We start from the raw sequence: 18,281 nt of genomic DNA, 5'->3' as shown, positions 1-18,281 counted from the left end.
ACTACCAAAAAGGCGCACAGGGGCTTTGCCCCTAGGCCTTCCACCACGGGCGAAGCGGCACATGCGCCTCACCCTTGGGGCCGAGCTTGACGGCCAGAACCTGGTGCAGCTGAACGACATTGCGCTCGAACCCGAGTCGTGAGCCGGCCATGTACAGGCCCCAGACGCGGGCGGTTCCTTCGCCGACCTCGGCGACGCAGGCGTCCCAGTTGTCGACGAGATTCTGGCACCATCCGGCGAGCGTCAGTGCGTAGTGCTCGCGAAGGTTCTCTTCGTGACGCACCTCGAGGCCGACGTTCTGGATCTCGGAGATGATGCGACCCGAACCGGTGAGCTCCCCGTCGGGGAAGACGTACCGGTCGATGAATCCGCCTGCCTTGGCGCTGCTTCGGTTGTCCGGACGGGTGATGCAGTGGTTGAGCAGACGCCCACCCTCACGCAGCTTGCCCTTGAGGAACTCGAAGTACGCCGGGTAGTTTCCGACGCCGATGTGCTCGGTCAGGCCGATGGAGGACACTGCGTCGAATCCGGTCTCGGCCACGTCGCGGTAGTCGGAGAAACGGACCTGGGCGAGATCGGCGAGGCCCTCGTCCTCGATGGCCTTCTGTGCCCAATCCGCTTGCTCGCGAGAGAGAGTCACGCCGATCACCTTGACGCCGCGCCTGGCCGCGTAGCGGACCATCGAGCCCCAGCCGCAGCCGATGTCGAGAAGTCGATCACCCTTCTGGAGTCCGAGCTTCTCGAACACCAGGCGGTACTTGTTCTCCTGGGCTTCTTCGAGCGTCTGTTCCGCATTGTCGTAAGCGGCACAGGTGTACGTCATGGACGGGCCGAGGACGTACTCGTAGAAGGTGTTGGAGACGTCGTAGTGGTGATGGATGACTTCGGCGTCACGAGTCTTGGAGTGACGCAGTCCTTCTGCGACGCGACGCCACCGTGGGAGATGTTCCTGGGGCGGCGGGGCGATGGGCCGCAACAGATCCCAGCCCAGGGAGCGCGTGATGCTGGCGAGCGTCAGTGCGGACGGGCGCTTGAGGTGGAGTTCGTCACCCATGATGCGCAGGATCTCGTACGGATCACCGGGGTGGACACCCTCGGCTTCGAGATCGCCGGAGACGTACGCGCGGGCCATGCCGAGATCGCCGGGCGCCGTTGCGAGATAAGTGGTTCCGCGAGTCGACTTGAGGTGCAGTCCGTAGTCGGCATCTTCGGGGCCGGCGGTGCTGCCGTCGTACGCGGTGAATCGAAGCGGCAGCATGCCGTCGGAAAGCGTCTCGAGAATCTCGGCAATAGAGAGCTTGTCCTGGCTTTTGGAGTCTTTGAACGTGGTCATTTACGTTGCACCGCCTTAGAGAATAGATCCAATAAACGGGATTTCGGGTCGTAGCGTTCCTTGAGTCCGATGTACCGGTCGCCGCCGTAGTACAGCTCCTCGAAGTCTTCCTTCGAGTAGTAGGAGTCGGAGTAGAGCGATTTGTGTCCGTCGAAATCGCTGACCTTTTCTTCGATCAGTCGATTTGCTGCCCCCTCGCGCTCACCAGGAACGATCGGCACCGAAGACCAGAAGCCGATGTTGACGTAGGTGCGCTTGGGTTCGAGGGGGTAGAGGGGCCACGGCCGTGATGCAGAAGCGGCGGCAGGGCTTGGCTCGCGAAGACGTAACGGGCACAACCACAGTGGTTCGATCGGGATTTCCTCGAGGAACCACGAGACGAAGTCCGCGGTTCGTTCGATGGGTACCTCGACGTCCTGGACGACGCGTTCGCGCGGGGGCTTGCCCTTGCGCTTTTCGAGGCGATCTCCGATGTCGTACTTGTGGTCGAGGGCGATCAGCTTCCAGTAGAAGCTGCTGCGCAGGTACTGCTTGGGCCAGAAGCGCCGGATCTTCGGGTTCTGTGCACCGAAAGCTCGTGAGCACCAGAACCAGTCGGTGTCCCAGCGCCACAGGTAGTCGCGAATGGTCAAGCGATCCGTCTTGGGCTGGGTGAGTGACGAATGCTGGATCGACCGGTAGAAGATGTCCTGGTCGGTGTAATCGCTGACCGGGCCTTCCTCGTCGGTTTGCGCGCCGAGTGTGAGGTAGCTCTCGGAATCGGTGAAGACCACCCCGTCGAGATAGTCGACGGCGATCCCGTCGTACTCGCGCTCGGTGACGATGCGATCCATCGTTTCTTCGAGTTTCTTCAACGAATCGAAGCGCACGTGGCGCAAGGCGACGTACTTCTTGACGGGTTCGAGTGCGATCTTCAATCGCGTCGAATAGCCAAGGGTGCCGTAGGAATTGGGGAAACCGAAGAACAGTTCGGCGTGTTCGCCGTCCGGTGTTGCGGTGATGATCTCGCCGCTTCCGGTCAGTACGTCGATTTCGAGTACCGACTCGTGCGGCAGGCCGTTGCGGAACGAGGTGGACTCGATGCCCAGGCCGGTCACCGCACCGCCCAGGGTGATGGTCTTGAGTTGAGGCACGACCAGGGGCGCCAGCCCGTAGGGCAGCGTCGCGTCGACGAGGTCCTCATACGTGCACATGCCGGCGACGTCGGCTGTGCGCGCTTGCGCATCGACGGCGATGACACCTGCCAGACCGCTGACGTCGAGGCCGGGGGCCGACGTCTTGGCGCGAGCGCGGAACAGATTGGATGTCTTCTTTGCCAGGCGTACAGAAGCATCGGCGGGAATGGCGCGGTATGACGCGAGTAGGCGTTCGACGCCTTCTCTGTGCTGCTCGAACCCCATTTCACGCGCAGCATCGGAACCCGGGCCTTGCTTTGTCCGGATTCGATCTAACTTCTGAACTACCCCATTGAACGAGAGAGTCACACCCTGACGCTATCGGTAGTTGCGTGTGCAAGCTATCCGGAGGGGTATTAATGCCCGAATTTGATCGAGTTGTTGCAATCGAACTCGGTAAATGCTCCGAGTGGTGAACCAGCTCACACGGAATGGGTAGATGGTCGAGATACCCGGGCGCAGCAGGCAGTATGGAAAGGAATATCTGCGCAGTTCGAGGTGCGGATTCGGGTAGTCATTCGCGGTATCGAGCCGCGTTGGTCGAGCAAGGAGACGTAGGGCATATGGGTCAGGTCAATGCAATGAGTTCGACAGTCGTCACAGCAGCACCCGACAAGGTGCTCGCGGCGCTCTCGGACTACGAGACGGTTCGCCCGCGAATCCTGTCCGAGCAGTACCTCGACTACAAGGTCGTCGAAGGTGGCCAGGGTGACGGAACCGTCGCGCAGTGGACGCTCAAGGCGACGGAAAAGCGCTCGCGCAACGTCAAGGCGACAGTGACGGTCGACGGCAACGTCATCACCGAGAAGGACGCGAACTCCAGCCTCGTCACCACCTGGACCGTTGCCCCCAACGGCACCGGAACGACGGTGACGACGCTCACCCAGTGGCAGGGTGCCACCGGTATCGGCGGCTTCTTCGAGCGCACGTTCGCTCCGAAGGGTCTGCAGCGCATCCAGGCCCAGGTCCTGGACAACCTCAAGCGCGAACTCGTCTAACCGATCCTGCATCACCGAGATGGCGTCGTACCTTCACCGGTACGGCGCCTTCTTTCACGGGCCGGTAATGATCCGTCCGAATTCGGTGAGTGCGGGGTTTCCGCTTTCCCAGTAATCGCTGTGAACTCCGAACCCAGGCTCCCCGGGAGATCCGGTGAATACCTGCGCGCCGAATTCCGGATCCGACGGGTCGAACCCGTGGACTCCGAGGATCTTGGGGATCAATTGGACCGGATCCCAGAAGGCCGTCGTCGAATGAACATGGTGAGCCACCTCGTCCGAGTCGACGCCGTCCAGGCTCAGTTCGTTCACGCGCTCGGCATCGACGCCGGGGCTTGCGACAAAAACCAGTTCGTCGACGTCGAGAGAAGCGCCACGGGTAGTCGCAGCACCGATCACGGTGCTGCCGTAGGAATGACCGATCACCACGTTGTGCGAAGGCGGACCGTCATGCGAGGTTCGTAACCCGTCCTGGAAGCCGTCGAGCCTCGGCGCTGCGGAGTCGGCGTACCGATCCGAGGCTGCGTCGGGAATGCCTGGGGGAGCGTCGTATCCGGACCACAGGATCACTGATGTGGCTTCCGTTGGCGCCGCCCTGACCGCCGCGTCGTACATGGCCTTGGTTCGTTGCAGGTCTCCGCCGACGCCCGACAGCCCGGAGCCGGTTCCGGGAACCAGTGTTGCGACGTTGCCGGCGGCATCGGGATTACCGACTGCCACGACGGCATGCCCATCAGTGACCGAGAGAAGGAACGTGTCCGGTCGAAGTTCGCCGCGCACGGCCGTGTATCCGGCAGCGACCGTTCGATCCGGCAACTGCTCGAGCGCAGAGAGGTACCGCCGGTTGTAGTAGTCCCGGTCGAGAGCGGGAAGGCCGTCCCGGCTACCGATGGACGGATCCCACCTCGCCAACGCGTCTTTCTCGTTGGGCGTGAGCGATTCCCAGAGTCGGTGTAGCTCCGTTGGTGTCCCGGGGAGTGTCGACCTCCCGTCGAGGATGTCGAGGACAGTGCGGTCGAGGCGATCAGGCTGATTGCCAAGGAGTGATCCGATCTCTCGGAATGCCGCACCCAGAGCAGTCGCGGCCCGGTTGTCTTCGTCGTCGAGTGCCGTCAATGCAGTGGAGATCTTCTGCTGAAAAACCTTTGCAGCCGTGTCGTTTTCGGAATCTTGCATGGCGTCGGCCAGATTCCACGGCTGCTTCGTCTCAGGTGCCGATACCGCTCCACTGTCTGACACCGTCAAGCCGTGTTCGAGAGTCGCCTCCTCGACCAGGTCCAGAACTGATTTTCGCGCCGCACCGATCGTATTGGCCGCTCCGCCATACAGATCCGCAACTACGCGAAATGCAATCGACAGCCGCGACGAGGAAAGCGAGATGCCAGACCACTGCACTGCCGCCGCGCTCGACGCTTGTCCCTGCCAGAATTCGCGGACGGCGTCGATGCTGCGTCCGGCGTCATTGCCGAGAGCTTCGATCTGCCGGTCGATGTCGATCAGTTCCGAAGCGCTTGTGAGCAATTTCTCCGGTGACCACGTTCGAAGCTGAGAGACGGTGGGCCGCATCAGTAGGCTCCGCGCAGTTCGGACACCACTTCGCCCTCGGCAGCGTCGTACAGACGTGCTGCGGCAGCGGTTCCCGACGCCATGAGTCCCAATTGCGTAGCCAGGTGCCGGTACGCGTCGGCGATGACGCCGGCATTCCCAGTCGACACAGCCGCGACAGCGGACGAGTTCAGGGCCGCCGCGGCTTCGAAAATCGGGCCGGCGGAATCGATCCCCGAGATCTGATCCGCAATTCGAGACAGATCAGCTGAAAGTTGCTGCAGAGCAGCGAAATCTACCTGAAGTATCGGCCCCATGGCAGAACCGTATCCAGGTGAGCGGGCTACTTCGGCGGTGCCGACATACCTGTGGACAAGTGGAATTTCTCCACAGAAGACAGGTCAGGGGGTTGTGAGGAAGGCCGTGACTCCGCTGGTGACGGCGGACGCATATTCCTGCTGACCGTCCGGGCTCGTCATGCGCGCTGCCTCGTCGGCATTTCGCATGTTGCCGAGTTCGACCAGAATCGACGGCCGCTGCGACAGATTGAGTCCCGTCAGATCGGCGCGTGGTGCCAGCCCGTCGTCACCGATGTAGGTCGACGGGGTGAGTCCGGCTGTGACGAGTGAGTCGCGCATGGTTTCGGCAAAGGTGACGGACGGGCCGGCCTGCACCGCGTTCAGCGGGGGCGCGGAGTAGCAGACGTGGAAGCCCTCGGCTCCGGCTGCTGCGCCGTCCGCGTGAATGCTCACCACTACGTCGGCGCCGGAGGAATTGGCAGCTTCGGCGCGTGCGTCGACGCAAGATCCGACGCTGATGTCGTCCGGTCGACTCAGGACCACTGTGGCGCCTTGGCCTTCGAGTTCGCTCTTGACCAGGCTCGCGACTTCCCAGTTGAAGGTGTGCTCGGGGAACCCGGCATCGGTGTTGGTGCCGGTGGTCTGGCAGTTCTTGGTGCCGCCGCGGCCCGTGGGGACCTGGGTGTTGATGCTGTCGTCGTTCGCCCCGCTGTGCCCGGGATCGAGGAAGACGACCTTGCCGGTGAGCGCAGCGGGGACGTCAGCGGCGACAGTGCTCAGCGGAGACACCTCGACCGAAGTCGTGGCCTCGGCAGTCTCGGTCGGAATCGTGCACGCAGCGCTCAGAAGCCCGGCCCCGACCATGGCGATCAGGGCAGTGGAGCGGAACACACGTGATGCCATGTTTGACCCTCTTGACGGTTTTACGGTGTCTGACTGGTTCCGGCGCACCCGCTCACGGTAGCGCGCACCGACTACGCTGGTGGGGATAACTCTGTAGAAAGGACCGCTCGTGCAACCAGGTGGAGCACCCGACATGTCTGCTCTGTTGGCTCAGGCTCAGCAGATGCAGCAGCAATTGATGGCGGCGCAGCAGGAAATGGCTCAGGCCGAAGTGACCGGTCAGGCCGGTGGCGGACTGGTTGTCGCCACGGTCAAGGGCACCGGCGAGGTTGTCGGTCTGCAGATCGATCCCAAGGTCGTCGACCCCGAAGATGTCGAGACGCTGCAGGATCTGGTGATCGGCGCGATCGAGGACGCTTCGCGTAAGGCACAGGAAGTCGCTGCTGAGAAGCTCGGCCCGTTGGCCGGCGGACTCGGCGGAGGCCTTCCCGGTCTCCCCGGCTTCTAGAAACGAGAACGCGTGTACGAAGGTCCGGTTCAGGATCTGATCGACGAACTCGGGAAGCTTCCCGGAGTCGGGCCGAAGAGCGCTCAACGCATCGCTTTTCACCTGCTCTCCGTGGAGCCTCCCGAGATCGACCGTTTGAAAAATGCATTGCAGCGCATCCGTGACGGCGTTCAGTTCTGCACGGTGTGCGGAACTGTCTCCGATCAGGAGAAGTGCCGCATCTGCGCCGACGCACGTCGCGATCGCACGGTGATCTGCGTCGTGGAGGAACCGAAGGACGTCCAGGCCGTCGAGCGCACCCGTGAGTTCAAGGGTCGTTATCACGTGCTCGGCGGTGCGCTCAATCCGCTCTCGGGGATCGGGCCTGACCAGTTGCGTATCCGGGAGTTGTTGGCTCGCATCGCAAATCAGGAGGACGGCGTCGACGTGTCCGAGGTCATCATCGCCACCGACCCCAACACGGAAGGTGAGGCGACAGCTACCTATCTCGTTCGCATGATGCGAGACATTCCGGGGCTGACGGTGTCTCGGTTGGCTTCGGGTCTTCCGATGGGTGGCGATCTCGAATTCGCAGACGAGTTGACGCTGGGTCGCGCATTGTCCGGCCGTCGTGAATTGTCGCGGAACGCTTGATGAGCGGCACGGAGCAAGGTCAGCAGGTGCGTCGTACGTCCGAGCAGACGCGTGCGCAGATCATCGCGTCGGCCGGGAAAGCATTCGCGACTCGGCCGTACCGCGAAATCACGCTCAAGGACATCGCCGAAGACGCAGGCGTCAGCGCGCCTCTGATCATCAAGTACTTCGGTTCCAAAGAGCAGTTGTACGACGAGTTGGTCGACTTCCGGGCAGCGGCGGTCACGGTCTTCGACGCCCCGAACGACTCGCTCGGCGAGCGCATGGTCTCGCTGTTCACCAAGCCGCTGGAGTCGTACAAGCCGCTGTCCATGAGCTTGTTGTTCATGAGCGGCGTCAGTGAAGAGAGCAACCGCAAGCTGCGCGAGAACTATTCGACGCAGATGATCGACACCCTCGCCGGTCGCCTGTCCGGCCCCGACGCGAGATTGCGCGCGGAACTGGCGATGTCGATGGTGGTCGGAGTGGCGATCATGCGCCGACGGATGATGGCCGGCCATGCCACCGGCACCCAGGACGAGGTGGTTGCGCTGTACGCACCGCTGGTGCAAAAGCTGCTCGACGGGTGAGCGGCGTCACAATTCTTGCTAGGTAAATATCCGTTCACCTAATGTAGGTGAACGGATATTTACCTAGTGAGAACAGGCGGTGTGGGGTGACGACGCTCGACCGTCCGCCGGGCACGCCTGCAGTCACCACCTCCGATGCGGGACTCGCGCAGCCGCGCTCCCGCTTCCTGTTCCCCATCGTTGTCGCCGCCGCAGTGTTCCAGGCTGTTCTGCAGACGGTCATCGTTCCACTGCTGCCGGAGTTGCCGCACTTCACCGGCGCTGGACGCACGGCCGTGTCCTGGCTGGTGACCGTCACGCTGCTGGTCGGCGCTGTCGTCACTCCCATCTTCGGTCGACTCGCCGACATGTTCGGCAAGAAGAAGATGCTTCTGGTTGCTTTCTCGATGATGACTCTCGGCTCGATGTTGTGTGCGCTGTCGTCGGACATCGCTGTCCTCATCTTCGCGAGAGCGTTGCAGGGGGCCGGGTCGGCAGTCATCCCCATCGGAATCTCCATGCTCCGTGACGAATTGCCACGCAACAAGGTCAACGGCGCAGTGGCCATGATGAGTTCGACGCTCGGCGTCGGAACCGCTTTGGGCATACCGTTTTCTGCGATGATCGCGCAGTACTCGAATTGGCACGTCCTGTTCTGGGTAACCACCGCCATCGGGCTGTCCGTGACTCTTGCTGCGGTGCTGTTCATTCGAGAGTCCGAGCCGAATCCGTCGGGAAGATTCGACGGCGTCGGGGCGGTTGGTCTGAGCGCCGCGATGATTGCTCTGCTTGTGCCGATCACTCAGGGGTCGAGTTGGGGGTGGACCAGTGGAGCGGTGATCTCCATGCTGGCCGCGTCGGCGGTGCTGTTCGCGCTCTGGGTAATTCAACAGCGGCGCAACGTCAATCCGCTGGTCGACGTCCGTGCTCTCGTGAAACGTGCGGTGTTGATCCCGCATCTGGCGGCTCTGCTGGTCGGGTTCGCGTTTTTCGGGAACACACTGATCACCACACAACTGCTGCAGGGGATGAAGGGGCCGGGTGCCGGGTACGGCCTGTCGATCGTCGCGGCAGCGCTCTGCCAGATTCCGGCGAGTATCGCGATGGTGCTGTTCTCACCGGTTGCGGTGCGTATCACCGACCGCTTCGGTTCACGGACCGCGATGTTGACCGGCGCCGTGTTCCTCGCCGGCGGGTACGGGATTCACGCCGTTGCCGGTAAGCCGCTGTGGGGAGTGGTTGCAGCACTGGATATCACAGCGGTCGGGACTGCCATCGTGTACAGCACGCTCTCGCTGCTGATTCTGGTTGCCGTACCTCGTCAGCGACTGGCGGCTGCCAACGGGGTGAACTCACTTCTGCGGACGTCCGGAAGCACGATCTGCAGTGCGACGGTGGCAACCATTCTCGCTGCATTCGTGATCAGCGGTTCGGAACATTCCACGTCGTGGACCGGATTCTCCGTCGCCTACCTGGTGTGCGCGGGCTGCGCGGTGGTCGTGTTCGCGGTGTCGATCCTGTTGCCGCAGGGACGAACCCCGAAACATCTGGATTTGCCGGATCTGGTCAGGCGACCCTGAATCCCGAGAGGAAGAGCGTGATCATCAGATCCGCGAACTCGTCGGTGGTGTACTTCTGGCGATCCGGCCAATGCGTTGTCGACCACAAGGTGTCTCGTACCGATCGATAGAAAATTTCCGGTGCCACGTCTTTGCGGAAGATTCCCTGATCGACGCCTTCGGCAATCGCTTTCATCCAATGCTCGCGGACTTGGCGGGAAGGCCCGTCGACGGATTGCAGGAGATCGTTGTCGCGAAGATAAGCCCGATCGTTCTGGTAGATCGCCGTCGGGTGCGGGTGTAGTTCGATGACGACCAGCGTCTCGCGGATCAAGCCGCGCAGGACTTCCTCGGGGTCGTTTGCCGTCCTCTCCACCTGATCGAAGCGGAGCTGAATGTCGGTGATGAAGCCGCGCATGAGCTCGGCAACTATCGCATTCTTCGACTTGAAGTAGTGGTAGAGGCTGCCCGAGAACACACCGGCGGCGTCGCCGATCTCGCGAACGGTCGTGGTGGCGACACCCTTCCTGGCAAACAGCTCGGCTGAGCTCTCCAGGATCTTCTCCCGACGATCTGGTGATGCCACTGAAATCTCCACTGGTTGTCGGTCCTGCTCAGGGCAGGGTTTCGGGGGTGCCGGGCTGCCGGCGTCGAACGTAGCGCAATCCTGCCTGATAGCTCCGGCTCGAACCAATTCGTCGGTGAGATCGCGTGTTTCCACTTCCGGATTCCTATGCTAGCTTCAAAATCAAGCGCTTGCTCAACTTTCGTTCACGGAGGATTTCAGTGCAGAGCCTGCAGACGCAGTTTCCGAATTTCATCGGCGCAGAGGCCGAACCACCCCGCGTCGCCCGCTACGCCGTCAACGAGGCGATGATCCGCAACTGGGTCGAGGCGCACGACGACCGCAACCCGATCTACGTCGACGCAGAGGCCGCCCGCAGTACCGGCCGTCGAGACGTCGTCTGTCCGCCCGCCATGATTTCGACCTGGGTGATGGCGGGCTACCGCCGCTATCGGCAGGTCCAACAACTTCGCGCCGACGGAGCCTCCGAGGATTTCGCCTATTCACGACTACTCGGGCTGTTGGACGAGGCCGGCTACACGTCCGTAGTCGCGACCAACGTCGAGCAGGAGTATTTCGCGGAGTTGAGTCCCGGAGACCACGTCACCGCATATTTCACCATCGAAGCGATCTCGCCGTTCAAACAGACGGCTCTCGGTCACGGGTGCTTCATCACTCTGTTCAAGAAGTACGTCGACCAGGGCGGAAAGACACTGGTCGAAGAGCGTTTTCGATTGCTCAGGTTCAAACCAGATGTCCAGACAGGTACCCAACTCGAAGTCCAGGAGGTAATCGCATGAGCGAGACTGGCTCCCGCAACACCGCTGTTCCGAGACTCACCGTCACCGACGACAACGATTTCTTCTTCTCCGCGGCCAAAGAGGGCCGCCTCGAGATCCAACGGTGTGCGGATTGCAAGACGCTGCGCCATCCACCCGCACCCGCGTGCCCGGAATGCCGCTCGTTCAGTTGGGACACAGTCGAATCCACGCGGCGATGCACGTTGCACAGCTTCACGGTCATCCATCACCCGAAGGATCCTGCTTTCGAGTACCCACTCGCCGTCGGACTCGTCGATCTCGAAGAAGGCACGCGTCTGGTTGCCGACATCGCGGGGATCGATCACGAGGAACTCGACTTCGGCATGGAACTCGAAGTGACCTTCTCCGAGCACGCTCACGGCGAGATGCTGCCGCAACTGAGGCGACGGGGTTCGGTGCAATGACGAAACTGATTGACTGCGAAGTGGGTTCGGTCCTCCCCAGCCTCGAATTGCCGTTGGATCGAACGCTGATCGTCGCCACTGCGATCTCTTCTCAGGATTTCGAGGACGTGCATCACGATCCGGGCAAGGCCCAGGATCGCGGAACTCCCGACATCTTCATGAGCATCAACACCACCAACGGGCTCATCGACCGCTATATCACCGACTGGTCCGGCCCGGCATCACGGATCGTCAAAACATCACTACGGCTTGGTGTTCCGAACTTTCCCGGAGACACCATGACATTCACCGGCGAGGTCACCGCCACAGACGGCCGGGCGCTCACCGTGACGGTTCTCGGGAAAAACGCCCGTGGAACACACGTGACGGCCGACGTGACTCTCGAACCGGTGGAAAGGGTAATCGCATGACACGAGGATTTTCGAGGCAAGCAGCCATCGCCGGAATCGGCGCAACCGAGTTCTCCAAGAACTCCGGCCGTAGCGAATGGCAGTTGGCATGCGAATCCGTGATCGCCGCACTCGACGACGCTCACATCGAGGCAGAAGAGGTGAACGGATTTGCGCTGTTCACCATGGAGAACAATCCTGAGATTGCGGTCGCACGCGCCCTCGGGATCCCGGAATTGACGTTCTTCAGTCGAATTCCACACGGCGGCGGCGGTGCCTGCGCACCGGTTCAACAAGCAGCGCTTGCCGTCTCCAGCGGAGTTGCCGACGTTGTGGTCGTCTACCGTGCCTTCAACGAAAGATCAGGTCACCGATTCGGCGCCGGCCCGCCACCTTTTGCGTACAACGCGTCGACGGACCAGGAGTATCGGAACTGGATCAACCCGTACGGGCTTCTGACCCCGGCGCAGCAGGAAGCCTTCCTCGCCAAGCTGTACATGCACAAGTACGGGGCAACAAGCGCCGACTTCGGCCAGATCTCGGTCCTCTCACGCAAGCATGCGGCGAACAACCCCAAGGCCTGGTTCTACGAACGCCCGATCACTATCGAGGACCATCAGAACTCACGCATGATCGCCGATCCCATCCGCCTGCTCGACTGCTGCCAGGAAAGTGACGGCGGACAGGCGCTGGTGATCGTCAGTGCGGAGCGCGCCCGCGACCTGCCGCACAAACCTGCGGTCATCAGTGGCGCCGCGCAAGGTGTAGGTCCGCAACAGATTTCGATGAGCAGCTACTACCGCGACGACATCGACAGCATGCCGGAAGTCGAACTCGTGGCGCGCCAACTGTGGGACCAGACCGGTATCGGGCCGGACGACATCGATGCCGCAATTCTCTACGACGCTTTCACCCCGATGGTTCTGCTTCAACTCGAGGAGTACGGATTCTGCGGTCGGGGCGAGGCAAAAGACTTCATCGCCGACGGCAATCTCGAGCTGGACGGTCGCCTGCCGATCAACACCCACGGCGGTCAACTCGGTGAGGGATACATCCACGGCGTCAACGGTATTGCCGAAGGTGTTCGCCTGATCCGCGGCACCTCCACCAATCAACCGACCAAAACTCTGGACAACGTGCTCGTGACCGGCGGCTCTCCCGTCCCGCACAGTGCGCTCGTCCTCTCGGCAGATCGCTGAATCTGCCGCCTATTCGAGAAAGCAGGAACAAGATGAGCGAGCGGATCACCTACGCCAGGGCCACCCACGGCGAGGAAGAAATACAGGCTGTTGTCGACGTCTTGCGCAGCGGGCATCAAGGATTGCGCATCGGCAAGAACGTCTTCGAGATGGAAGAACGTATCGCGGCCTTGGCCGGCAAGAAGTTCGGCGTCATGTGCAACTCGGGATCCTCGGGTTTGTACTTGGCAGTCGAGCTGCTTGGACTGCCTGCGGGAAGCGAGATCATCACGTCGCCGTTGACGTTCTCCACCGATATCGCACCGATCGTGCGTGCCGGTCTGGTGCCGGTGTTCGTGGACGTGGAACCCAACACGTTCAACGTCGACGTCACCAAGATCGAGGCAATGGTCACCGAAAAGACCGGTGCCATCCTGATGCCGAACCTCGCCGGCAACTGCCCGGACTGGGACGTCATTCGTGATATCGCTGATCGCCATGGACTCAAGGTGATCGAGGATTCGTGTGACGCGATCGGCGCCACGCTCCGCGGTACTCCCACCGGGTCTCGGGCGGACATCGTCGTCACCAGTTTCTCGATGGCACACATCATCACGTGCGCGGGAACCGGTGGAATGGTGTGCGTCGACGACGAAGCCAGCCGCGACAAGGCTTTGCTGCTTCGCCGCTGGGGCCGTCGCAGCGAGCCGAACCTGTTCGGTAGCACCAAATCCGGCCGAGTCTTCCGTGAAGAACTCGACGGCGTCGACTACGACAACGACTTCATCTTCGAGCTCATGTCGTGGAACTTCGAGCCCTCCGAACTCGGCGCAGCCTACGGCGTCGTGCAGCTCGACAAGCTGGAGGAGAACTACAAGACGCGCAAGGCCACGTTTGCTGCCTTCACGGCGGCGTATGGAGCCCATCCCGAATTCTTCACGACGCCGGTAGAACTCGACGGTCTCGACACGGCATGGCTGTGTTACCCGGTGATGATCAACGAGAACGCCCCCTTCACGCGCAGCGACCTGCAGGAAGCCATCGAGGCCGACGGCATCGACACCCGAACCGTGTGGAGCGGCAACGTCATTCGTCACCCGATGATGAACAACATCGAATTTCGCCAGCCGGCCGAAGGTTTGCCGGAAGCGGACGCAGTTTTTGCCCGCGGCATGACACTCGGCATGAGCCACGGTTTGCGTGACGACGAAGTTGCCCGGATTGCGGAGAGCATCAATCGCTTCGCCTCGAAGTTCAAATAGCATGACGAGGCGCTTTGACGGCCGCCGAGCGCTTGTCACCGGTTCCAGTCGCGGAATCGGTGCGGGCGTCGCGGAGCGACTGGCAGCCGAGGGTGCCGACGTCGCCCTCGTGGCTCGGACGCTCGGCACGCATGCAACCCTGCCCGGCAGTCTCGAAGAGACTGCGGCTCGAATTGCCAAGTACGGAACCAAAGTCGAGATAGTTGTCGCAGATCTGACGGACGAGCAGCAGCGCGACACCGTTGTGCCGCTGGCGATCGAGAAGCTTGGCGGGACTATAGACATCCTGGTGAACAACGCGGCAGCGGCGATCTATCAGCCGCTCTCGGATTACCCACTGCGGCGGCGACGGTTGATGTTCGAGGCAAATGTCCATGCACCGCTCGATCTGATGCAAGCCGTGGTGCCGGGGATGGTGGCAAACGGATACGGCTGGATCGTGAACGTGTCCAGTGGCACCGTCAAACCGTGGCATGGCCCGCCGTTCACGTGGGTCGAACCGGGAACTGCCATGACCGTGTACGGCGCGTCCAAAGCAGCGCTCAACAGGATGAGCAACGGCATGGGCGTGGAGCTTTACGGCCAGGGGGTTCGCGTCAACACGGTTCAACCGCGGGCAGCGGTGCTCAGTGAGGGCGCCAGGGTCCTGGTCGGTGAGACTATCCGGCCGGATCAGGTCGAATCTATGGAAGAAATGGTGGAAGCGGTCACAGCGCTGTGTGATTGCGACACCGAGTTCACCGCGCGCTCGAGCGTCAGCTTGGACCTGATCGACGAGTGGTCCCTGACCGTGCGTGGTCTGGACGGCGCAGCATTACCGGAGAACCCGGCATTACGAACCGAGGAGTTGGCATGAAGCCCGTCATCGTGGACGCAGCACGAACGCCGTTCGGCAAGCGTGAGGGTTGGCTGTCCGGAGTCCACGCGGCGGAACTGTTGGGTTATGCGCAGAGGGGCGTGCTGGATCGGGTGGGCGTGGATCCTGACGCGGTCGACCAGGTCATCGGCGGCTGTGTGACGCCTCTCGGTGAGCAGTTCGGAAACATCGTGCGTACGTCCTGGATGCATGCGGGCCTTCCGTTGAAAGCGGGCTGCACCACGATCGACGCGCAGTGCGGAACCGCGCAGCAATCGGTGCAGCTGATTGCCGGTCAGATTGCCATCGGTGCAGTCGACGTGGGTGTGGCGTGCGGTGTGGAACTGATGTCGCGGGCACCACTCACCTACAAGGTGGGTACCGGCCTCGGAACACCACGTCCGGAGTCGTGGTCACTCGATACCGTCGACCAGTACACCGCGGCCGATCGGATTGCTGTCAAGCGCGGTTTCAGCCGCGAGGATCTCGACTCCTTCGGGCTGCGCTCGCAGCAGCGGGCGGCGGCAGCATGGGAGGCAGGACGCTTCGACTCGCACATCATCGATGTGGTCGCTCCGGGCTCTGACGTTCCGGTTCATCGGGATCAGGGTCTGCGCGAATCGAGTCTTGAAGGACTCGCGAAACTGCGGACCGTTCAAGAGGGCGGATTGCACACCGCTGGAACGTCTTCGCAGGTCTCGGACGGTGCGAGTGCCGCTCTGCTGATGTCCGCGGATCGAGCCAGGATGCTCGGGGTGCGGCCGCGGGCAAAGATATTGGCGCAGTGCGTCATCGGCGGAGACATCGAGTTCATGCTCGACGGTCCCGTGGACGCGGCAAACATCGTGCTCGGCCGCACCGGTCTGACGATCGACGACATCGATCTGTTCGAGGTCAACGAGGCATTTGCTTCGGTACCGATGTCGTTCGCGCAGGTTCACGGCGTCGATCCCGAATTGCTGAACGTCAACGGTGGTGCAATCGCGTTGGGCCACCCGGCCGGTGCAACCGGAATCAGACTGTTGGCCAATGCCATCGACGAACTGGAGCGCCGGGACAAGTCCATCGCGCTGATCGCGATCTGCGCGTCCGCCGCAACCACCTGCCTGATTCTCGAACGCATCTGACAAGAACCGAAGATTGAGGAACCTGCCATGGCACTGCCCCTGCTCGAAGATCACCGTGACCTGGCGGAAGCGGTAGCCGCATTCGCGAACCGCTTCGGTGGAATCGCCGATACGCGGAGCAACGTCAAGCGGTACGCCGCCGGTGATCGGCCGGACTCATGGGATGGATTGGTCCGTCAGGGACTGCACGCAGTGCACCTGCCGGAGCAATACGGCGGTGACGGGGCAGGTCTTGCCGAACTGGCGGTGGTAGTCGAGCAATTGGGTGATGCGCTTTACCCGGGACCGTACGTTCCGACGGTCATCGCCAGTGGGATCCTCGCAAAAGCTGCCGGCCCGGCTGCGGAATCAATGCTGACCGAATTGGCTGCCGGTGCAACCGGAGCAATCTGCACCGGCGTGGGATTGCGCGCGGCTCGCAGCGATGCAGGGTGGACCGTGAGCGGTTCTGCCGACCCGGCTCTGGGTCTGCCCGGAGCCGATGTCGTTCTCGTGCAAGCGAACAGCGAAGACGGCGAGTTGTGGTTCCGGCTCGAGCAGTCGTCTTCCGCTGCGGTGGAGGTCGAAGACGGAGTGGATCTGACACGCTCGATCGGGACGCTGACGTTGACCGATCACAAGGTCGACGCTGGGCTGATCGTCGAGGGTCTCCAGGCGCACCGAGTCGAACTGATCGTCAACACGGTGTTGGCTGCGGAGGCGAGCGGTATCGCCGGGTGGGCGCTACGCACCGCGGTCGACTACGTGAAGTCCCGGCAGCAGTTCGGCCGTCCGGTCGGAAGCTTCCAGGCAGTTCAGCACAAGACGGCCATGATGCTGGTCCGCTCCGAGATTGCCTGTGCCGCAGCGTGGGACGCCGCTCGGTCCGAAGAGCACGACGAGGATCAACAGAGACTTGTCTCGGCTCAAGCTGCGTTGGCCGCTTTGCCCGTCGGCATCGAGAACGCCCTCGAATGTGTCACGTTGCTCGGCGGAATCGGATTCACCTGGGAGCATGACGCGCATCTGTACTGGCGCCGGGCAATCAGTATCGCTGCGGTGGCGGGTTCCGAGGTGAAGTGGGCACACACGTTGGGAGACCGGTCTGCCGATTCGGAACGGGATTTCTCCTTTGTCGACCCGGACATGCTGCCTGAACTACGAGAGCAGGTTCGCAGGGTTCTGGACGAGGTTGCGCTGCTGCCCGACGACGGAACCACCAGCGCCAGTTGGGCGCCGGCCAAGGGGAGCGCTCGACGCGCCCGATTTGCCGACGCCAAACTGGTAGCCCCGCACTATCGGGCGCCGTACGGGCTGGGAGCAGGACCGAGAGAACAGGCCGTCATCGCACACGAATTCGCGATGCGAGGTTGGGCTCAACCGTCCACGGTGATCGGGGAATGGGTGCTGCCCACGATTCTCGAACACGGCAACGCCGAGCAGCAGGACAGGTTCGTCGAGCCTTCGCTGCGTGCCGACATCATCTGGTGCCAGCTGTTCAGTGAGCCTGGCGCGGGATCAGACCTGGCCGGCCTGAGCACGAAAGCGCGCAAGGTCGACGGTGGCTGGGTCCTGTCGGGTCAGAAAGTGTGGAACTCGGGCGCGCACGAGGCCGATTGGGGAGTATGCCTGGCGCGTTCCGACGCCGACGCTCCGAAACATCGTGGGCTGTCGTACTTCCTGGTCGACATGACCTCGAAAGGTATCGACGTACGTCCGCTGAAACAAGCCACCGGTAAGTCGGAGTTCAACGAGGTATTCCTCGACGACGTCTTCGTCCCGGACGACTGCCTGGTGGCGGAGCCGGGGCAAGGGTGGAAGCTTGCTGCGACAACGCTGTCCAACGAACGCCTGAGTATGGGCAGCACGCTGCACCACGGTTCGAGTCGGCTGTTCCGTCAGGTTATCGCCGACGCGAGCCACGACTGCTCTCGCGAAGACGCAGTGGAGGGCCTCGGCCGCAGTACCTCTCGTGAGTTGGCACTGTCCGCGATGAATCTACGCGGGGTGTCGGCGCGACTGGCGGGTCAGGAACCGGGCGCCGAGATCAGCGTGTCGAAGGTGTACAACGCCCTGGCGCAGCGTGAGGGCTCGCGGGATCTGTTGCGACTGCTCGGACCTCGTGCCGCCGTTGTCGACCCGTCGGCGAATTACGCGATAGACCACATCGGACTTCCCTCGATTCTGTTCGGCGGCGGAACCGTCGAAATTCAACTCAACGTCATCGCGCAGCGCGTACTCGGCCTGCCGCGTTCGTAG

The 18,281-nt window shown here is 62.2% G+C and carries 19 protein-coding genes; 13 read left to right on the top strand and 6 right to left on the bottom strand.

From position 1 onward, the window contains the following. Positions 1–31: 31 nt before the first annotated feature. Positions 32–1,333 (bottom strand): class I SAM-dependent methyltransferase, encoded by a 1,302-nt coding sequence (locus P3G66_RS19205; RefSeq protein WP_003943932.1) that lies wholly within the window; start codon positions 1,331–1,333, stop codon positions 32–34. Continuing rightward, the gene (locus P3G66_RS19200) at positions 1,330–2,733 is read right to left on the bottom strand and encodes an FAD-binding oxidoreductase (protein ID WP_042447764.1); all 1,404 of its coding nucleotides are present in this window, start codon (positions 2,731–2,733) and stop codon (positions 1,330–1,332) included. The genes P3G66_RS19205 and P3G66_RS19200 overlap by 4 nt, the downstream gene beginning before the upstream one ends. A 338-nt stretch (positions 2,734–3,071) precedes the next feature. On the opposite strand from P3G66_RS19200, the gene P3G66_RS19195 reads away from it, so the two are divergent. After that, the gene (locus P3G66_RS19195) at positions 3,072–3,506 is read left to right on the top strand and encodes an SRPBCC family protein (RefSeq protein ID WP_003943959.1); all 435 of its coding nucleotides are present in this window, start codon (positions 3,072–3,074) and stop codon (positions 3,504–3,506) included. A 54-nt stretch (positions 3,507–3,560) separates the two neighbouring features. On the opposite strand, the gene P3G66_RS19190 is transcribed toward P3G66_RS19195, so the two are convergent. The 3 genes from P3G66_RS19190 to P3G66_RS19180 form a co-directional block, all read right to left on the bottom strand. After that, positions 3,561–5,072, bottom strand: a complete 1,512-nt coding sequence (locus P3G66_RS19190; protein ID WP_276117005.1) for an alpha/beta hydrolase — start codon at positions 5,070–5,072, stop codon at positions 3,561–3,563. Then, a complete protein-coding gene (locus P3G66_RS19185) occupies positions 5,072–5,368 on the bottom strand; it encodes a hypothetical protein (protein ID WP_021332904.1) in 297 nt (98 codons plus the stop codon). Before P3G66_RS19185 ends, P3G66_RS19190 begins: the two co-directional genes overlap by 1 nt. A gap of 84 nt (positions 5,369–5,452) precedes the next feature. Next, on the bottom strand, positions 5,453–6,253 hold the full coding sequence (locus tag P3G66_RS19180) for an Rv3717 family N-acetylmuramoyl-L-alanine amidase (protein ID WP_007731541.1): 801 nt from the start codon (positions 6,251–6,253) through the stop codon (positions 5,453–5,455). Positions 6,254–6,362: 109 nt separating this feature from the next. On the opposite strand from P3G66_RS19180, the gene P3G66_RS19175 reads away from it, so the two are divergent. The 4 genes from P3G66_RS19175 (at position 6,363) to P3G66_RS19160 (ending at position 9,462) form a co-directional block, all read left to right on the top strand. Next, positions 6,363–6,701 (top strand): YbaB/EbfC family nucleoid-associated protein, encoded by a 339-nt coding sequence (locus P3G66_RS19175; protein WP_003943929.1) that lies wholly within the window; start codon positions 6,363–6,365, stop codon positions 6,699–6,701. Between the two features lie 12 nt (positions 6,702–6,713). Further along, the gene (recR, locus tag P3G66_RS19170; RefSeq protein WP_003943917.1) at positions 6,714–7,334 is read left to right on the top strand and encodes a recombination mediator RecR; all 621 of its coding nucleotides are present in this window, start codon (positions 6,714–6,716) and stop codon (positions 7,332–7,334) included. After that, on the top strand, positions 7,334–7,903 hold the full coding sequence (locus tag P3G66_RS19165; RefSeq protein ID WP_042447770.1) for a TetR family transcriptional regulator: 570 nt from the start codon (positions 7,334–7,336) through the stop codon (positions 7,901–7,903). Before recR ends, P3G66_RS19165 begins: the two co-directional genes overlap by 1 nt. A gap of 86 nt (positions 7,904–7,989) precedes the next feature. Then, positions 7,990–9,462 (top strand): MFS transporter, encoded by a 1,473-nt coding sequence (locus tag P3G66_RS19160; protein ID WP_276117004.1) that lies wholly within the window; start codon positions 7,990–7,992, stop codon positions 9,460–9,462. On the opposite strand, the gene P3G66_RS19155 is transcribed toward P3G66_RS19160, so the two are convergent. Beyond that, complete coding sequence (locus tag P3G66_RS19155) at positions 9,449–10,162, bottom strand: TetR/AcrR family transcriptional regulator (RefSeq protein WP_178377329.1); 714 nt, start codon at positions 10,160–10,162, stop codon at positions 9,449–9,451. The two genes, P3G66_RS19160 and P3G66_RS19155, sit on opposite strands and share 14 nt — an antisense overlap. A gap of 65 nt (positions 10,163–10,227) precedes the next feature. Here P3G66_RS19155 and P3G66_RS19150 point away from each other — a divergent pair, with 65 nt between their 5' ends. The 8 genes from P3G66_RS19150 to P3G66_RS19115 are packed head-to-tail and all read left to right on the top strand — an operon-like array spanning position 10,228 to position 18,281. Continuing rightward, a complete protein-coding gene (locus P3G66_RS19150) occupies positions 10,228–10,806 on the top strand; it encodes a MaoC family dehydratase N-terminal domain-containing protein (RefSeq protein ID WP_073512834.1) in 579 nt (192 codons plus the stop codon). Continuing rightward, the gene (locus tag P3G66_RS19145; RefSeq protein WP_030535713.1) at positions 10,803–11,231 is read left to right on the top strand and encodes an OB-fold domain-containing protein; all 429 of its coding nucleotides are present in this window, start codon (positions 10,803–10,805) and stop codon (positions 11,229–11,231) included. The genes P3G66_RS19150 and P3G66_RS19145 overlap by 4 nt, the downstream gene beginning before the upstream one ends. Next, entirely contained in the window at positions 11,228–11,641 is a 414-nt protein-coding gene (locus tag P3G66_RS19140; RefSeq protein WP_047271582.1) for an acyl dehydratase, read from the top strand. The genes P3G66_RS19145 and P3G66_RS19140 overlap by 4 nt, the downstream gene beginning before the upstream one ends. Continuing rightward, positions 11,638–12,819 (top strand): lipid-transfer protein, encoded by a 1,182-nt coding sequence (locus P3G66_RS19135; protein WP_073512833.1) that lies wholly within the window; start codon positions 11,638–11,640, stop codon positions 12,817–12,819. The genes P3G66_RS19140 and P3G66_RS19135 overlap by 4 nt, the downstream gene beginning before the upstream one ends. Before the next feature lie 32 nt (positions 12,820–12,851). Next, the gene (locus P3G66_RS19130) at positions 12,852–14,060 is read left to right on the top strand and encodes a DegT/DnrJ/EryC1/StrS aminotransferase family protein (RefSeq protein WP_276117003.1); all 1,209 of its coding nucleotides are present in this window, start codon (positions 12,852–12,854) and stop codon (positions 14,058–14,060) included. Position 14,061: 1 nt separating this feature from the next. Beyond that, positions 14,062–14,916, top strand: coding sequence for an SDR family NAD(P)-dependent oxidoreductase (locus P3G66_RS19125; protein WP_020905912.1), 855 nt, complete (start codon positions 14,062–14,064; stop codon positions 14,914–14,916). Next, the gene (locus P3G66_RS19120; RefSeq protein ID WP_276117002.1) at positions 14,913–16,043 is read left to right on the top strand and encodes a steroid 3-ketoacyl-CoA thiolase; all 1,131 of its coding nucleotides are present in this window, start codon (positions 14,913–14,915) and stop codon (positions 16,041–16,043) included. The genes P3G66_RS19125 and P3G66_RS19120 overlap by 4 nt, the downstream gene beginning before the upstream one ends. 27 nt (positions 16,044–16,070) lie before the next feature. Further along, the gene (locus tag P3G66_RS19115) at positions 16,071–18,281 is read left to right on the top strand and encodes an acyl-CoA dehydrogenase (RefSeq protein WP_276117001.1); all 2,211 of its coding nucleotides are present in this window, start codon (positions 16,071–16,073) and stop codon (positions 18,279–18,281) included.

The organism is Rhodococcus sp. C3V (genome assembly GCF_029269915.1).
Lineage (GTDB): Bacteria > Actinomycetota > Actinomycetes > Mycobacteriales > Mycobacteriaceae > Rhodococcus_F > Rhodococcus_F qingshengii.
This window is presented reverse-complemented; position numbering and strand designations above follow the sequence as displayed.

What these genes read in the sequence shown, in the direction of transcription:
- P3G66_RS19200 (WP_042447764.1), bottom strand. Translation starts at nt 2,733, where the DNA reads ATGGGGTTCGAGCAGCACAGAGAAGGCGTCGAACGCCTACTCGCGTCA.
- P3G66_RS19125 (WP_020905912.1), top strand. Translation starts at nt 14,062, where the DNA reads ATGACGAGGCGCTTTGACGGCCGCCGAGCGCTTGTCACCGGTTCCAGT.
- P3G66_RS19140 (WP_047271582.1), top strand. Translation starts at nt 11,228, where the DNA reads ATGACGAAACTGATTGACTGCGAAGTGGGTTCGGTCCTCCCCAGCCTC.
- P3G66_RS19195 (WP_003943959.1), top strand. Translation starts at nt 3,072, where the DNA reads ATGGGTCAGGTCAATGCAATGAGTTCGACAGTCGTCACAGCAGCACCC.
- P3G66_RS19135 (WP_073512833.1), top strand. Translation starts at nt 11,638, where the DNA reads ATGACACGAGGATTTTCGAGGCAAGCAGCCATCGCCGGAATCGGCGCA.
- P3G66_RS19130 (WP_276117003.1), top strand. Translation starts at nt 12,852, where the DNA reads ATGAGCGAGCGGATCACCTACGCCAGGGCCACCCACGGCGAGGAAGAA.
- P3G66_RS19115 (WP_276117001.1), top strand. Translation starts at nt 16,071, where the DNA reads ATGGCACTGCCCCTGCTCGAAGATCACCGTGACCTGGCGGAAGCGGTA.
- P3G66_RS19185 (WP_021332904.1), bottom strand. Translation starts at nt 5,368, where the DNA reads ATGGGGCCGATACTTCAGGTAGATTTCGCTGCTCTGCAGCAACTTTCA.
- P3G66_RS19165 (WP_042447770.1), top strand. Translation starts at nt 7,334, where the DNA reads ATGAGCGGCACGGAGCAAGGTCAGCAGGTGCGTCGTACGTCCGAGCAG.
- P3G66_RS19205 (WP_003943932.1), bottom strand. Translation starts at nt 1,333, where the DNA reads ATGACCACGTTCAAAGACTCCAAAAGCCAGGACAAGCTCTCTATTGCC.
- P3G66_RS19190 (WP_276117005.1), bottom strand. Translation starts at nt 5,072, where the DNA reads ATGCGGCCCACCGTCTCTCAGCTTCGAACGTGGTCACCGGAGAAATTG.
- P3G66_RS19120 (WP_276117002.1), top strand. Translation starts at nt 14,913, where the DNA reads ATGAAGCCCGTCATCGTGGACGCAGCACGAACGCCGTTCGGCAAGCGT.
- P3G66_RS19145 (WP_030535713.1), top strand. Translation starts at nt 10,803, where the DNA reads ATGAGCGAGACTGGCTCCCGCAACACCGCTGTTCCGAGACTCACCGTC.
- P3G66_RS19180 (WP_007731541.1), bottom strand. Translation starts at nt 6,253, where the DNA reads ATGGCATCACGTGTGTTCCGCTCCACTGCCCTGATCGCCATGGTCGGG.